The organism is Kocuria sp. CPCC 205235 (assembly GCF_040980905.1).
Classification (GTDB): domain Bacteria; phylum Actinomycetota; class Actinomycetes; order Actinomycetales; family Micrococcaceae; genus Kocuria; species Kocuria carniphila.
This window is the reverse complement of record NZ_JAVKPR010000002.1, coordinates 97,826-111,359: the sequence shown is the minus strand read 5'-3', so window position 1 is coordinate 111,359 and position 13,534 is coordinate 97,826. Positions and strand designations below refer to the sequence as shown.

At 65.2% G+C, this 13,534-nt stretch carries 12 protein-coding genes; 3 read left to right on the top strand and 9 right to left on the bottom strand.

Translation table 11 applies throughout. From position 1 onward, the window contains the following. Nucleotides 1-42: 42 nt before the first annotated feature. Both RF638_RS02015 and RF638_RS02010 read right to left on the bottom strand, forming a co-directional pair. On the bottom strand, nucleotides 43-996 hold the full coding sequence (locus tag RF638_RS02015) for a 2-hydroxy-3-oxopropionate reductase (protein ID WP_368841415.1): 954 nt from the start codon (nucleotides 994-996) through the stop codon (nucleotides 43-45). 16 nt (nucleotides 997-1,012) lie between these two features. Further along, nucleotides 1,013-1,798, bottom strand: coding sequence for a hydroxypyruvate isomerase family protein (locus tag RF638_RS02010; protein ID WP_368841308.1), 786 nt, complete (start codon nucleotides 1,796-1,798; stop codon nucleotides 1,013-1,015). Nucleotides 1,799-2,014: 216 nt separating this feature from the next. Here RF638_RS02010 and RF638_RS02005 point away from each other — a divergent pair, with 216 nt between their 5' ends. Beyond that, nucleotides 2,015-3,559 carry an NCS1 family nucleobase:cation symporter-1 gene (locus RF638_RS02005; RefSeq protein ID WP_368841307.1) on the top strand — a complete coding sequence of 515 codons (1,545 nt, stop codon included), beginning with the start codon at nucleotides 2,015-2,017 and terminating at the stop codon, nucleotides 3,557-3,559. Between the two features lie 135 nt (nucleotides 3,560-3,694). Further along, entirely contained in the window at nucleotides 3,695-4,414 is a 720-nt protein-coding gene (locus RF638_RS02000; RefSeq protein ID WP_368841306.1) for an aspartate/glutamate racemase family protein, read from the top strand. 299 nt (nucleotides 4,415-4,713) lie between these two features. Here RF638_RS02000 and RF638_RS01995 read toward each other — a convergent pair whose 3' ends face one another. The 4 genes from RF638_RS01995 to RF638_RS01980 all read right to left on the bottom strand — a co-directional run bounded on the left by RF638_RS01995 (nucleotide 4,714) and on the right by RF638_RS01980 (nucleotide 10,140). After that, nucleotides 4,714-5,571 (bottom strand): bifunctional allantoicase/(S)-ureidoglycine aminohydrolase, encoded by an 858-nt coding sequence (locus RF638_RS01995; protein ID WP_095797637.1) that lies wholly within the window; start codon nucleotides 5,569-5,571, stop codon nucleotides 4,714-4,716. Continuing rightward, nucleotides 5,568-6,911: an aldolase gene (locus RF638_RS01990; RefSeq protein WP_368841414.1), complete on the bottom strand. Its 1,344-nt coding sequence runs from the start codon at nucleotides 6,909-6,911 to the stop codon at nucleotides 5,568-5,570. The genes RF638_RS01995 and RF638_RS01990 overlap by 4 nt, the downstream gene beginning before the upstream one ends. A gap of 92 nt (nucleotides 6,912-7,003) precedes the next feature. Then, nucleotides 7,004-8,611: a malate synthase A gene (aceB, locus tag RF638_RS01985; RefSeq protein ID WP_368841305.1), complete on the bottom strand. Its 1,608-nt coding sequence runs from the start codon at nucleotides 8,609-8,611 to the stop codon at nucleotides 7,004-7,006. 134 nt (nucleotides 8,612-8,745) lie between these two features. Then, complete coding sequence (locus tag RF638_RS01980; RefSeq protein WP_315276396.1) at nucleotides 8,746-10,140, bottom strand: NAD-dependent malic enzyme; 1,395 nt, start codon at nucleotides 10,138-10,140, stop codon at nucleotides 8,746-8,748. 199 nt (nucleotides 10,141-10,339) lie between these two features. Here RF638_RS01980 and RF638_RS01975 point away from each other — a divergent pair, with 199 nt between their 5' ends. After that, nucleotides 10,340-11,104 carry an IclR family transcriptional regulator gene (locus RF638_RS01975; protein WP_368841304.1) on the top strand — a complete coding sequence of 255 codons (765 nt, stop codon included), beginning with the start codon at nucleotides 10,340-10,342 and terminating at the stop codon, nucleotides 11,102-11,104. 86 nt (nucleotides 11,105-11,190) lie between these two features. On the opposite strand, the gene RF638_RS01970 is transcribed toward RF638_RS01975, so the two are convergent. Genes RF638_RS01970 through RF638_RS01960 form a run of 3 tightly spaced genes read right to left on the bottom strand, consistent with a single transcriptional unit; the run spans nucleotide 11,191 to nucleotide 13,487 of the window. Then, complete coding sequence (locus RF638_RS01970; RefSeq protein WP_368841303.1) at nucleotides 11,191-11,844, bottom strand: glycosyl transferase; 654 nt, start codon at nucleotides 11,842-11,844, stop codon at nucleotides 11,191-11,193. A 27-nt stretch (nucleotides 11,845-11,871) separates the two neighbouring features. Further along, on the bottom strand, nucleotides 11,872-12,321 hold the full coding sequence (pssD, locus tag RF638_RS01965; RefSeq protein WP_095797642.1) for a PssD/Cps14F family polysaccharide biosynthesis glycosyltransferase: 450 nt from the start codon (nucleotides 12,319-12,321) through the stop codon (nucleotides 11,872-11,874). After that, a complete protein-coding gene (locus RF638_RS01960) occupies nucleotides 12,318-13,487 on the bottom strand; it encodes a Wzz/FepE/Etk N-terminal domain-containing protein (protein WP_095797643.1) in 1,170 nt (389 codons plus the stop codon). Before RF638_RS01960 ends, pssD begins: the two co-directional genes overlap by 4 nt. Between the last annotated feature and the right edge of the window lie 47 nt (nucleotides 13,488-13,534).

Genomic DNA, 13,534 nt, shown 5'->3' with positions numbered 1-13,534 from the left:
AAATCTTGTCTCAGACCGCCGTGCCCGCGTGGGCCGGGGAAGTTACTTCTTGTCGCCGCCGGACAGTTCATTGGCGAGCTTGAACAGACCCGAGTGGTCCAGGCCGCCGTCGCCGCGGGCGACCAAGGCGGAGACCAGCTGGGCGACGACCGCGCCCAACGGGATGGTGACGCCGGCCTCGCGTGCGGCGGCGGTGACGATGCCCATGTCCTTGTTGTGCAGGGCCAGGCGGAAACCGGGATCGAAGTTGCGATCGAGCATCTTCTGTCCCTTTTGATCGAGAACCTTGGAGCCGGCCAGGCCGCCACCGAGGACCTTCAAAGCAGCGTCCGTATCAACGCCGTAGGCCTCGAGGAACACGACCGACTCGGAGAGCAACTGGATGTTGCCGGCCACGATGAGCTGGTTGGCGGCCTTGACCGTCTGGCCGGAGCCGGAGGGGCCCACGTGCACGATGGTCTTGCCCACGCCGTTGAGGACTTCCTGGGCGGCCTCGAAATCAGTGGCCTCGCCGCCGACCATGATGGACAGGGCTGCGTCGATTGCGCCTTGCTCGCCGCCGGAGACCGGGGCGTCCAACGGGCGGATGCCGGCCTTGCGGGCGGAGTCGGCCAGGGTCACGGCCACGTCCGGGCGGATGGTGGACGCATCGATCCACAGGGCGCCCTTCGATGCATTGGCGAATACGCCGTCCTCACCCTCGACCACGTCCTGGACGTCCGGGGAGTCCGGAACCATGGTGATGATGACCTCGGCGTCCTTGACCGCCTCGGCCACGGAGCCGGCAGCGGTGCCGCCGGCCTGGGCGAGGTCCTGTGCCTTTTCGGGGGAGCGGTTGTAACCGGTCACCTCGTGGCCGGCGGTGACGAGGTTCTTGGCCATGGGAAGGCCCATGATGCCCAATCCGATAACTGCAACCTTGGTCATGATGTTCTCCTTAGAAGTTCTGCGGTGATCCGCGCGTGTAACTGGTGTTCTGTGGTTCGTTGTTCTCAGGGGCGAGGCGGCCGGATCAGGCGCGCTTCTCGCGGGGCAGCCACGCGAAGGGATCCTCCTGCGAAGCCTTGTACTCCAGGCCGATCACGCCGTCGTAACCGAGTTCACGGGAGCGGTCGATCCACTTCTCGAGCGGCAGCTCACCGGTGCCGGGCTCGTTGCGGCCGGGGTTGTCGGCGATCTGGATGTGGCCGAAGTTCGCGGCGTGCTCCTCGATGACCTTCTCCACGTCATCACCGTTGACAGCCAGGTGGTAGAAGTCGGCCAGCAGCTTGACGTTGTCGCGGCCCACCTTCTCGATGATGGCCAGGGCGTCCGCAGCGGTCTTGAGCGGGTAGGCCTCGGTGCCGGAAACGGGCTCGAGCAGCACGACACCGCCCAGGGGAGCCACGGCATCCGCGGCGCGCTGCAGGTTTTCGACGCCGATCCGGTCTTGTTCAGCGGCGTCCTCATCGTCCAGACGGTTGCCGTAGAGCGCGTTGAACGCCTTGCAGCCGGTGGCCTGGGCGATCTTCACCACGGCGTCGATATTGGCCTGGAACTCTTCCGAACGCGCGGGCTGGGAGAGCACACCGCGCTCGCCGCCGGGCATGTCACCGGCGTAGAAGTTCAAACCGGTCAGCTGGACGCCCGCGTTCTTGAGCGCGTCCACGAAGTCCTGGATCTCTGCATCCGTGGGGGTGGGCGTGGGGAACGGCCACCAGAACTCGGCGCGCGTGAAACCTGCGGAGGTCACGGCCTGCGGGCGGTCGTTGATCGGCAGGTCGGTCAGCAAGATCGAAGAGTTGACGGTGTAGCTCACGGTTTTCCTCCTGTGTGGCGGCCCATCGCGGGTGCCTATCTTTCGGATTGTGGAAGTTAAGTTCTATCTGGTGAAAACGTTAGGTTAGAATGTGACCTACGTCAACCTTTGGTGTGAGATGTTTCTGTCTGTGTCTCCCGCCCACCGGTGGACCACATATCGGGCCAGATCATCAGGGCCGCGTCCGGAGAACGACTCATCACCTAAGGAGGGGATATGGCCACTGACGAGACCGCTCTGTCACGCGAACGTGCTGCCGGACGCCCGGAATTCGACCACGTATATTCGCCCGGCACGGTTCAGACCGAACCGCCGCCCATCACCAGCGACCGGCTCTACAACGTGGATCTGGCCCCCACGCGCAGGGAAGGTCGCACGTGGAACGCGTACAGCATCTTCACGTTGTGGGCCAACGATGTGCACTCGTTGGGCAACTACTCATTCGCCATCGGGCTCTTCGCACTCGGACTCGGGGCGTGGCAGGTGCTCACGGCTTTGGGTGTTGGCGCGCTGCTGTTGTTCTTCCTGCTGTGCCTGTCCGGATTCATGGGTTACAAGACCGGTGTTCCGTATCCGGTGATGAGCCGCATCTCCTTCGGTGTGCACGGCGCGCAGTTGCCGGCCGCGGTGCGCGGAATTGTTACCATTGCCTGGTTCGGCATTCAGACCTACCTGGCCTCGGTGGTGCTACGCGTGATGCTCATTGCCCTGTGGCCGGGGCTGGCGCCGTTGGACTCCAACGACGTCCTGGGGCTCTCCACTCTGGGGTGGATCAGCTTTGTGGCTTTGTGGATCATTCAGGTGATCATCGTTTGCTACGGCATGGAGATGATTCGCCGGTACGAGGCCATGGCCGGTCCGATCATCCTGGTCACCTTTGTGGCGTTGGCCGTGTGGATGCTGTGGCGCGTGGACTTCTCCATTGCGTGGGCCACCGAGAACCCGTTGACCGGCTGGGAGATGTGGGTTCACATCCTGGGCGGCGGTGCACTGTGGGTGTCCATCTACGGAACGTTCGTGCTGAACTTCTGTGACTTCACGCGTTCGGCCACCAGCAGGGGCGCGATCGTGAAGGGCAACTTCTGGGGCATCCCCATCAACATGCTCTTGTTCGGCCTGATCGTGGTGTCCCTGGCCGGTGCGCAGCTGAAGTTGGACGGAACCATCATCACGGCACCGGCGGATATCGTTCAGACGATTCCCTCCGTGCCGTTGATCGTGCTGGCCTCCCTGGCGCTGCTGATTCTCACGGTCGCGGTGAACCTGATGGCCAACTTCGTGGCACCCACCTACGCGCTGACCAACATGTTCCCCAAGGCGTTGAACTTTCAGAAGGCTGCGATCGTCTCCGCTGTGATCGGCCTGATCATCCTGCCCTGGAACCTTTACAACTCACCCGTGGTGATCGTGTACTTCCTGGGTGGACTGGGTGCCCTGCTAGGCCCGCTGTTCGGCATCATCATGGTCGACTACTGGATCATCCGCCGCTCCAAGGTCAACGTTCCGCAGCTCTACATCGACACCAATGACGGCGCGTACTACTACCGCAAGGGTGTGAATCCACGAGCGATTGCGGCGTTCATCCCCTCATCACTGGCGTCATTGGCCGTGGCTTTGCTTCCGTTCTTCGCTGGTGCGAGTGAGTTCTCGTGGTTCATCGGCGCTGGCCTGGGTGCGATCTGCTACTTGATCACCGCCAAGAAGCGCGTGGAATACACGGACCAGCACGGTGAAGCCATCGCCGTGGCCACCACCCACTGACCTGCCTGGCGGGGCCGTTCGGCTAGACCGGCGGCCCCCGCCCACCGCATGTCCTGCCCGGTGGGCGGTCCGTCTCTAGTACGGCCGCCCGCCGGGCACCGATCGAGAATCACTCACGTTTCAAGGAGTTAGACGATGCGCATTTTGACGGTCAACGTGAACACCACGGAGTCCATGACGGAATCGATTGCGGAGTCGGCGCGAAAAGTGGCCGAGCCCGGCGTCGACATCGTGGGACTGACCCCGCGTTTCGGGGCGCCTTCGTGTGAAGGCAACATGGAGTCCTACCTGGCCGCGGTGGGCGTGATGGACGCCGTGCTCAGCTACGACCAGCCCTTCGACGCCGTGATCCAGGCCGGATTCGGCGAACACGGCCGCGAAGGCTTGCAGGAACTGTTGGAGCAGCCGGTCGTGGACATCACCGAGGCCGCTGCCTCCATGGCCACGTTCGTGGGGCGCAGCTATTCGGTGGTGACCACCCTGGACCGCACGGTTCCCCTCATCGAGGATCGGCTGCAGCTGGCGGGGCTCTTGGACCGCTGCGCGTCCGTGCGGGCGTCCACTACATCGGTGCTGGAATTGGAGGCGGATGAGAATGCTGCGATCCAGTCGATCGTGGCCGAGGCACAACTGGCCATCGACGAGGACCGCGCGGAAGTGATCGTGCTCGGCTGCGGCGGCATGGCAGCACTTGAAGCCGCTGTGCGTGAACAGTGTGGTGTTCCCGTGGTGGACGGAGTGGCCGCCGCGGTGACCATTGCGCAGTCGCTCGTGCGCCTGGGACTCACCACATCCAAGTCCCGCACCTACGCCCCGCCGCTACCCAAGGACCTCAAGGGCTTCCCGTTGAGCTGAGCAGTCGGTGCGGCCTGCCCGCGATGCTTGGAGCGGGACAAGATCTGAGACACTCTTACGCCACCAACTAGAACTCGGGCACCTATAAGCCACATTTCCTCCGTGGAAGTGGCTTATAGGTGCCCGAGTTCTTGGCCGTGGCCTAAGGATGACTCAGATCTGGCCGACGGCGAGCAGCGCCACGACGCAGAGTAGCTGCGTCCCGCAGCATGAGCGCTACACATGAAATAGGGTTCCTTATCCCCGATTCCACAGCGGAAATCGGGGATAAGGAACCTTAAATCGTCATGGGGCCGAAATCAGCGCCCCGCATGCCCTCCCAGGGACAGGGGAGCGTGCCGGTTGACGTCCTTGTACAGCAGGTAGCGGAAGGGTTTGGGACCCCCGGCGTAGCAGGCCTGCGGGCAGAAGGCGCGCAGCCACATGAAGTCGCCCTCCTGCACCTCGACCCAGTCCTCGTTGAGGCGGTACACGGCCTGACCCTCGAGCACGTAGAGCCCGTGTTCCATCACGTGGGTCTCCGCGAACGGGATGATCCCGCCCGGCTGGAAGGTCACGATGGTCACGTGCATGTCGTGGCGCACGTCCGCCGGGTCCACGAACCGCGAGGTGGCCCAGCGGCCCTCGGTGCCGGGCATGGGCGTGGGTTCCACGTCCTGCTCGTTGGTCACGAAGGATTCCGGCTTCTCGATGCCCGCGACCTTCTGGTAGCGCTTGCGCACCCACATGAAGCGGGCTTCCTCGGAGCCGCGGTTATGCACGGTCCACGTCTCGCCCGGGGCGATGAACGCGTAGCCGCCGGGGTTGAGGGTGTGGACGTCGTCGTCGCCGGGCTCGTCGCCCAGGGTCAGCTCGAGCGAGCCCTCCATGACGAACAGCACTGCCTCAGCATCCGGGTCGTCCTCGGGCTTGTCCGAGCCGCCGCCGGGGGAGACCTCCATGAGGTACTGGGAGAACGTCTCCGCGAAACCGGTCAGCGGTCGCGCGAGCACCCACAGCCGGGTGCCTTCCCAGAACGGTAGGAACGAGGTCACGATGTCCCGCTGCGTACCCCGCGGAATCACCGCGTAGGCCTCCTTGAACATGGCCCGGTCGGTCAGCAGATCGGTCTGCGGCGGGTGGCCACCGTGGGTGGCCCAGTACGTGCGTTCGCTCATCGTGTTTCTCCTGTTTCGGAATGTTCAGCGTTCGACGGCGCCGCCACGCCCGTCTTCGCGACCGAGCTCACCGTTTCCGGGGACAAGCCGGCGGTGCGCAGCTCGTCCTCGGTCACCGCACCGCACAGCGTGCCGCGCAGAATGTAGCGGGCCAGGGCGCGAGCGGTGGCGGGTTCATCGGCCACGTCGGCGGCTTCGATGCCGGGCACCGACCGACGGGAGTAGACCTCCAGGCGGTGGGCGGCGGCGTCGAACCCGTCGCGGTAGAACGCGTAATTGGTGAGGAAGCGCGTGGGCAGCTGGTGGGCGTGCAGGTCCCAGCCCTGGTAGTAGCCGCGCTCCAACGACCGGCGGACCAGTCGTGCGTGCAGTGCCCAGGAATCGCGGCGCTGTTCGGCATCGCCCACGGGCAATTGGTTGGTGGAGCCGTCGGAGAGGTGCACGCCCGTTCCGGCCACTGCCACCTGCATGACGTTCTTGGCGAAGTCCGCGGCGGGGTGCTCCATGGACTGGAACTGCGCGGAGATCCCCAGGGACGCCGAGTAGTCGTAGGTGCCGTAGTGCAGCGAGGTGGCGCGGCCCTCGGCAGCGCGCAGCATCGCGGGGATCAGGCAGGTGCCATCCAGCCCCAGGATCATGGGGGCGGTTTCCATCTGGATTTCGAAGCGCAGTCGGCCGTTCGGCAGATCCAGCGCATCCTCGAGTGCTTGGCACGCTTCGACCATGATCTGCACCTGTTCCACGGAGGAAACCTTGGGCAGGGTCAGCACGAGTCCCTCGGGTAAGCCATCCGAACTCACGCCGGCCTCGATCAAGCCGCCCTCGCGCACCAGGGTGGTGACGAAAACGTCGAGCGAACGCAGTCCGCGGGCCCGGGTTGCCTCTTCGAAGCACTTGAATCGGATGCCCGCGAAGGCCGGGGCCGGTGCGGAACCATTGGCCCGGTTGATCGCGAATTGCGCCACGGTGCGGGCGGCCTGGGCCGCGGCGGCGTCTTCTTCGCCGTCGGAGCGGTTGCCGAACCCGTCCTCGAGGTCCAATCGCAGGTCCTCGATGGGCTCGCTCTGCAGCTTGGCAGCCACGCGATCAACGACGTCGCTCACGCCGTCCCCGGTGAGCCCCGCCAATTCGGCGAGCACCTGGAGGCCGCCCGCTTCATCGGCGGCGGCCTGAGCGGCGCGCCCCCATTCGGCGGGGGTGTCCACGGTGACCAGGTCGGCCGGGATGTAGCACGTGTGCACGGGCTGGCGGACCCCGGGGTCACCCGGGAAGAACCGGGCGAGGTCCGCATCGGTGCCGGCGAGCACGAGGTCTGCCCGCTGGTAGAACGTGGTGGGCAGGCTCGCGCCAGCCGGGACGGCCCCCGCCGAGCCGCTGGCAGCGGCGTCGGCGGGAGCAGCGGAGGCGACTCGCGCCCCGAGAATGGACTGTGTCACTTGGCCCCTTCCATGAGGTCATACGCGGGCAGGGTCAGGAAGTCCGGGTAGTTGTCGCTCAGCACCATGTCGGAGATGAGCTTTCCGGCCGGAACGAACCACTTCTCGTAGTTCTCCGCGTCGATCTCCTCCTTGAGGACACCCAACTGCTTGTCCAGGGCGTCCGCGACCAGCTCGCGCGTTGCAGTGTTTCCGGTGTCGGTGTAAACCACACCGTTCTTGATCTGCTGCCAGATCTGGGAGCGGGAGATTTCCGCGGTGGCAGCGTCCTCCATGAGGTTGTGAATGGCCACGGCGCCGTTGCCGGACAACCAGACCGCGATGTAGCGGATGGCCACGTAAAGATTGGCGTTGAGCTCAGCTTCGGTGCGCTGATCGCCGGCGGAGGGGACGTCCAGCAGCTGCTCGGCGGTCACGGAGACCTCGGGGCGCAGGCGGCCCACCTGGTTGGGCTTGCCGTCCAGCACGCCGTCGAACACTTCCTTGCACACGGGCACGAGGTCCGGGTGGGCGACCCAGGAGCCGTCGAAGCCGTCGTTGGCTTCGCGGGTCTTGTCGTTGCGGACCTTCTCGAAGGCCGCACGGTTGACCTCTTCGTCCTTGCGGGACGGGATGAAGGCTGCCATGCCACCCATGGCGAACGCGCCACGCTTGTGGCAGGTCTGCACGAGCAGCTCGGTGTAGGCGCGCATCAGCGGGGCGGTCATGGTGACCGAGGAGCGGTCGGCCAGGATGAACTGGTCACCGGCGTCGCGGAAGTACTTGATGATCGAGAACAGGTAGTCCCAGCGGCCGGCGTTGAGGCCGGAGGCGTGGTCGCGCAGTTCGTAGAGGATCTCGTCCATCTGGAAGGCGGCGGGGATGGTCTCGATGAGCACCGTGGCGCGAATGGTGCCGTGCTCGATGCCCAGGTACTCCTCGGCAAAGGTGAACACGTCGTTCCACAGCCGAGCCTCGAGGTAGGACTCCATCTTGGGCAGGTAGTAGTACGGACCGTGGCCGTTCTCGAGCAGCTGCTTGGCGGTGTGGAAGAAGTGCAGGCCGAAGTCCGTGAGCGAACCGGAGCCTTCCTTGCCGTTCACGGTGATGTTGTGCTCGGGCAGGTGCCAGCCGCGGGGGCGGGTCACGACCACGGCGAGCGGAGCGTCCTCGCGCAGCTTGTACTCCTTGCCCTCGGGCGAGGTGAAGGCCAGGGTGCCGCGGGCGGCGTCGCGCAGGTTGGCAACCGCGTCGATCTGGTTGGACCAGCTGGGGCTCGCGGCGTCCTCGAGGTCGGCCAGCCACACCTTGGCGCCGGAGTTCAGCGCGTTGATGGCCATCTTGGCCGGGGAGGCGGGGCCGGTCATCTCCACGCGGCGATCCTGCAGTGCCTCGGGTGCCGGGGCAACCTTCCAGTCACCCTCGCGGACCTCGCGGGTCTCCTCCGGGAAGTCCAGCGTGCCGGTGCTGGCTGCCTGCTCGCGAGCGGTCTCGCGCTTGCCGAGTAGCTCTTCGCGGCGGTCATTGAACTTCTCGTGCAGCGCCTCGACGAACGCGAGTGCCTCGTCGCTGAGGATCTTGTTGGCCGCGGCCACGTTCTGCGGGGTGTTGTGGGTAATGGTCATGGTTGCCTCCTGGAAAGTTCGGGTGGTGCTGGTAGTGCGTCGTCTCGCCGCTGTCGCTCGGTTGCGCTCGAAGCGGCGGGTGGGCGGTGTCGTCGTCCGGCATGGGCGACGACGCCGCTCCGCAGGTTTTCGCGTTACTGGCCGTCCTCGCCCAGCGCGGTGTTCTTGACCGCTTCCGCCACGGCCGGGGCCACGTTGGGGTCGAACACGCTGGGGACGATGAAGCTCGCGTTGCGCTCGTCCGGTTCCACGCAGTCCGCAATGGCCTTGGCGGCCGCCACGAGCATTTCAGAAGTGATGTCCGAGGCTCCGGCGTCCAGCAGGCCGCGGAACAGGCCCGGGAAGGCGAGCACGTTGTTGATCTGGTTCGGGAAGTCACTGCGTCCGGTGGCGACCACGGCGGCGTGCTTGGCTGCCTCGGCCGGGTGCACCTCGGGGTCCGGGTTGGCCATGGCGAACACGATGGCGTCGTCGGCCATGGTCGCGACGTCCTCGCCGGTGAGCACGTTGGGGGCGGACACGCCGATGAAGACGTCCGCGCCGGCCACGGCCTCCTTGAGCGAGCCGGAGAAGTTGTTCTTGTTGGTGTTCTCGGCCAGCCACGTGCGGTGGGGATCGGTGTAGGTCTCGCCGGAGTGGATCGCGCCGTTGCGCGAGCACGCAATCACGTTGGCCACGCCGTTGGCGAGCAGCAACTGGATGATGGCGTTGCCGGCAGCGCCCACGCCGGAGACGACGACCTTGACGTCCTCGATCTTCTTGTCCACGACGCGCAGGGCGTTGTAGAGGGCGGCCAGGGTCACGATGGCGGTGCCGTGCTGGTCGTCGTGGAAGACCGGGATGTCGAGTTCTTCGCGCAGACGGGCCTCGATCTCGAAGCAGCGCGGCGCCGCGATGTCCTCAAGGTTCACGCCGCCGTACACCGGGGCCATGGCCTTGACGATGCTGATGATTTCTTCGGTGTCCTTGGTGTCCAAGCACACGGGCCAGGCGTCCACGTCAGCGAAAGCCTTGAAGAGAGCGGCTTTGCCCTCCATCACGGGCAGTGCGGCGGCGGGACCAATATCGCCCAGGCCGAGCACGGCGGTGCCATCGGTGACCACTGCAACGGTATTGCGCTTGATGGTCAGACGGCGCGCATCCTCCGGGTTCTCGGCAATGGCCATGCACACGCGGGCCACGCCGGGAGTGTAGGCGCGGGAGAGATCATCGCGGTTACGCAGTGAAACGCGCGGTGTGACCTCGATCTTGCCGCCCAAGTGGATCAGGAAGGTGCGGTCGGAGATCTTGTGGACGTTCACGCCGTCCAGTGCGTTGAGCGCCTCCCGGACTTCGTCGCGGTGTTCGGCGTTGGAGACGTTGCAGCTGATGTCGATGACCACGCTGGTGGGGTGCGATTCGACAATGTCCAATGCGGTCACCTGGGCGCCGGCAGCGGCGGCTGCGGTGGTGATTTCACTGGTCGAGTTGAACGTAGCGGGTGCTTCAACGCGCAGGACCATGGAGTATCCGGGGCTGGGTGTAGACATCTGGTGATGTTCCTTTCAGACTGAGCGGAACCCTCGCTCCACTTCGTTATCCGCATTGTGGAATAAAGTTTCCACTTCTTGAATCGTAGATGTACTCTGGGACGAAAGACAAGACCCGTGTGAGACTTATTTCACATGGTGACATCCGATGGCCCCCAACCCAACGGGTTCCCATCGATCACGGAAAGCGAGTTTCACCATGGCAGAAGGCAAAAGTGGGGGAGGGGTCCAGTCCGTCGAGCGAGTGTTCGACCTGCTGAACATCATCACCGCCACCGGGGGTGAGTCCTCCTTGAGCGAGCTGGCCAACAAGGCCGAGCTCCCGCTGCCCACCATTCATCGCTTGCTGCGCACCCTGGTGCCACTGGGCTATGTGCGACAGCTCCCCAACCGCAGCTACGCACTGGGCCCCGGCCTGATTCGCCTGGGCTACACCGCCAGCCTGCAGCTGGGAACCTACGCGCAGCCCGTGCTCCAGCAACTCGTCCAAGAATTGGGCGAATCCGCCAACATGGCCGTGCTCGACGGCCGCATGGTCGTGTACGTGGGCCAGGCGCAGTCCCAGCATTCGATGCGCATGTTCACCGAAGTGGGCCGCCGCGCGCCCCTGCACAACACCGGCGTGGGTAAAGCCATCCTGGCCACGCTCCCGGAGCAGCAAGTGGTGTCCATCGTGCACTCGATGGGCATGACCACCCCCACCCCCAAGAGCTTGGGCACCGTGGACGACCTGTTGGCCGATCTCGAGAAGATTCGCGAACGCGGTTACGCCATTGATGACGAGGAGCAGGAGATCGGCGTGCGCTGCTTCTCCATGGCCTTGCCCAACGCCCCCACGCCCACCGCGATCTCGGTCTCCGGGCCCACCACGCGCGTGGACTGGGACTTCGGCGATCGCGCCGTCCCGCTGCTGCGCAAGGCAGCTCAGGAACTTTCGAGCCAGTTCACACCGGCCGGTTCCTGACGCGGATCTCACAGATCGCGCACTCTTGACGACGACGCCGCGGCGCCCGGTTTTCGGGGCCGCGGCGGTTTCGGTGATGTGAGGTGTCAGACCGCCTGCTGGTCGTAGTCGGCGCGGCGGAACCGCAGACCGATCATGTCCACGGCGGTTTGCAGCGACCTGCGTCCCATGGTGCGCAGGCGCCACGGATCCTTGTGCGCATCGAGGGTGGACCACAGCGCCTGGGACGCCAATTCTGGCTGCGGCACGCGCGGCTCGGTGCGGAACTCCGAGGGGCGGGACATGATCGTTGTGACGGCGGTCAGTAGATCGTCGGGGCCTTGGACGAGCTTGGCCTCGCCGTCTTCCACCATGCGCCGGGTGAAGGCGACCTGGTGGTCATCCACGACCTCACCCAGGTGAGCCAGGCGCGGGACCGCCAACGGAATGTGACCGGTCAGGCGGGCATCAAGGATGGAACCCGGGCCGCCCTGGACAATCACCACCTGAGCCGAGTGATACAGCTCGAGCAACTCGATGCGTGGCATGCGGTGGGTGTTCATGGCACGCTCGGACGGACGGGTGAATCCGTGTTGAAGCAGGCAGGAGACCTCGGGCAGGTGCTCGAGGGCCTCATCCAACCACTCCACCAGTCGGGGGAACGGATGATGATCGGTTCCTAAGGAGACCACGATGTCCGGGGCGGGCGCGCCTTTGCGCAGCGGCACGTGCTGGGAGGAGGACTGTCCGGTGTGTTTCATGGTGGGCTCCTTGGGCGAGGGGACGAATCACATCAGCGCGCCGATATTCACGGCGTCGGGAAAATGGCGCTTCTGTTCGTCCCATTGGACGGCGAAAACATCTGATAGCGGATAGCACATGCGACCGCTCATGGTGGGCATGGTGATGCGGTCGAAGCACTCGATGAATACGGTGCGGATTCTGCGGCGCCGGGCCACCAGGAAGAACGGCACGGCCACCGCGGCACCCGTGGACATCACCACGTCCGGTTTCAGCTCCCGGATGAGCTTTCGCGCGACCCCCAAATTGCGGATGGCGTTGGGGATGTTCCGAGTGGTCGGGAAGTGCGCCCAGTGCAGGTCCTCACCGTGCAGACCGGCACGGACCTCGGGAAGGTCGAAGGTCACCCAGCTGCGTTCGTGGTCCTCCCACAGCTTTTGCAGGTTCTGGAGTTGAGCCAGGTGCCCACCAGCGGACGCAACGAGCAGAATCTTCATGACCGGTCCTCTCCGGTGCGGTCCCACACCACGGGCAGGATGCTCGCGGAGCCGCGATCAAGGGTGGCCAGCAGCTGGGCCGTCTCGTCCAGACCGTCGCGGGGATCCACCAGGACCGCCACCGCGTCGTAGGACTGCAACGTTTGGCGCACGTCGGAGCGCGACTGCGCCATGGGCGTGGCCGTTACCGTCCAGGTGGTCAACTGGTGATTGAATTCATCCACCATGGCTTCGGACGTGGTGCCGTTGAGGGAAGTGACGGCCAGCCGGCCCTTGGAGGCGAGTCCAAAGCGGTCGTCCAGGGCAGAGACGGCGTCTGACACGGCAACGTGGGCAGGTTCGTTCGTCGCGTTGACGGTCGCGATCCCCACACGGTCTTCCAAACGATCCGCGTATCCCACGCGAGGGGCAATCCGATCGCGAATCAGCGCGGCGACCAGGCCGAGCATGAGCCCGCCCAGGGCACCGGCGAGGATGGCTGCGCTGAGACCCGGGCCGGTGGAGGCAGCGGGGGGAAGCGCAGCACTGATGATGCGGCCGGGCCAGGGCGAGGCCGATCGCAGTTCAACGAGTGTCTCTTCCAGGGACTGCCTGGATGAATCATCCGATGACATGTCGCCCAATGACTCCTGCAGCGAATCGGCGGCCTCGCCGGCGCGCGACTCTGCGGTTTCCTGGCGGTCGGCCAAGTAGGCATCGGCCAGTGCATTGGCTCGCTCCGAAGCCGTGTCTGCCGAGTTCGCGGTGACGTTGATACGCAGCACACTCGACTGGGACGGTGAACCGACCTCGGTGTTCTCGAGCAGATCGCTCACCAGGTCCTGGTCCTCGGCGTCGACCAAATCCTGGGCCGCCCGTTCGGCCACGACTCGAGACGTGGCCGTGGCGATCTCCGTAGGCATGTCCACGTCGTTGGCCGATGCGCCGCCCACGTTGGAGGCGGTCACGATGGGAGAGACCGCAACCGAAGCGGTAGCCGTGTAGGAGCGGGGGGCCAGAAGGCTGGCGAGTACCACGAGTGCCAGGATGATCAGTGCGGTCAACAGAACCGTGGGCCAACGGCGCAGGACGCGTGCCACGAGTTGGCTGATCTCCAGCGGTGCAGTTTCATGCGAACCGGTGCGTTTCCGGCGTCTCTTGAAGTGAGACTTGGTACTCGAGCCCATGTATTTCTCCCCCGTGAAAGCTGTGCAGCCACCCTCACATTCCCCCG

Excerpts from the sequence above, each read along its gene's own strand:
- RF638_RS02005 (WP_368841307.1), top strand. The coding sequence starts at position 2,015 with ATGGCCACTGACGAGACCGCTCTGTCACGCGAACGTGCTGCCGGACGC.
- RF638_RS02000 (WP_368841306.1), top strand. The coding sequence starts at position 3,695 with ATGCGCATTTTGACGGTCAACGTGAACACCACGGAGTCCATGACGGAA.
- RF638_RS01995 (WP_095797637.1), bottom strand. The coding sequence starts at position 5,571 with ATGAGCGAACGCACGTACTGGGCCACCCACGGTGGCCACCCGCCGCAG.
- aceB (WP_368841305.1), bottom strand. The coding sequence starts at position 8,611 with ATGACCATTACCCACAACACCCCGCAGAACGTGGCCGCGGCCAACAAG.
- RF638_RS01980 (WP_315276396.1), bottom strand. The coding sequence starts at position 10,140 with ATGTCTACACCCAGCCCCGGATACTCCATGGTCCTGCGCGTTGAAGCA.
- RF638_RS01975 (WP_368841304.1), top strand. The coding sequence starts at position 10,340 with ATGGCAGAAGGCAAAAGTGGGGGAGGGGTCCAGTCCGTCGAGCGAGTG.
- RF638_RS01970 (WP_368841303.1), bottom strand. The coding sequence starts at position 11,844 with ATGAAACACACCGGACAGTCCTCCTCCCAGCACGTGCCGCTGCGCAAA.
- pssD (WP_095797642.1), bottom strand. The coding sequence starts at position 12,321 with ATGAAGATTCTGCTCGTTGCGTCCGCTGGTGGGCACCTGGCTCAACTC.
- RF638_RS01960 (WP_095797643.1), bottom strand. The coding sequence starts at position 13,487 with ATGGGCTCGAGTACCAAGTCTCACTTCAAGAGACGCCGGAAACGCACC.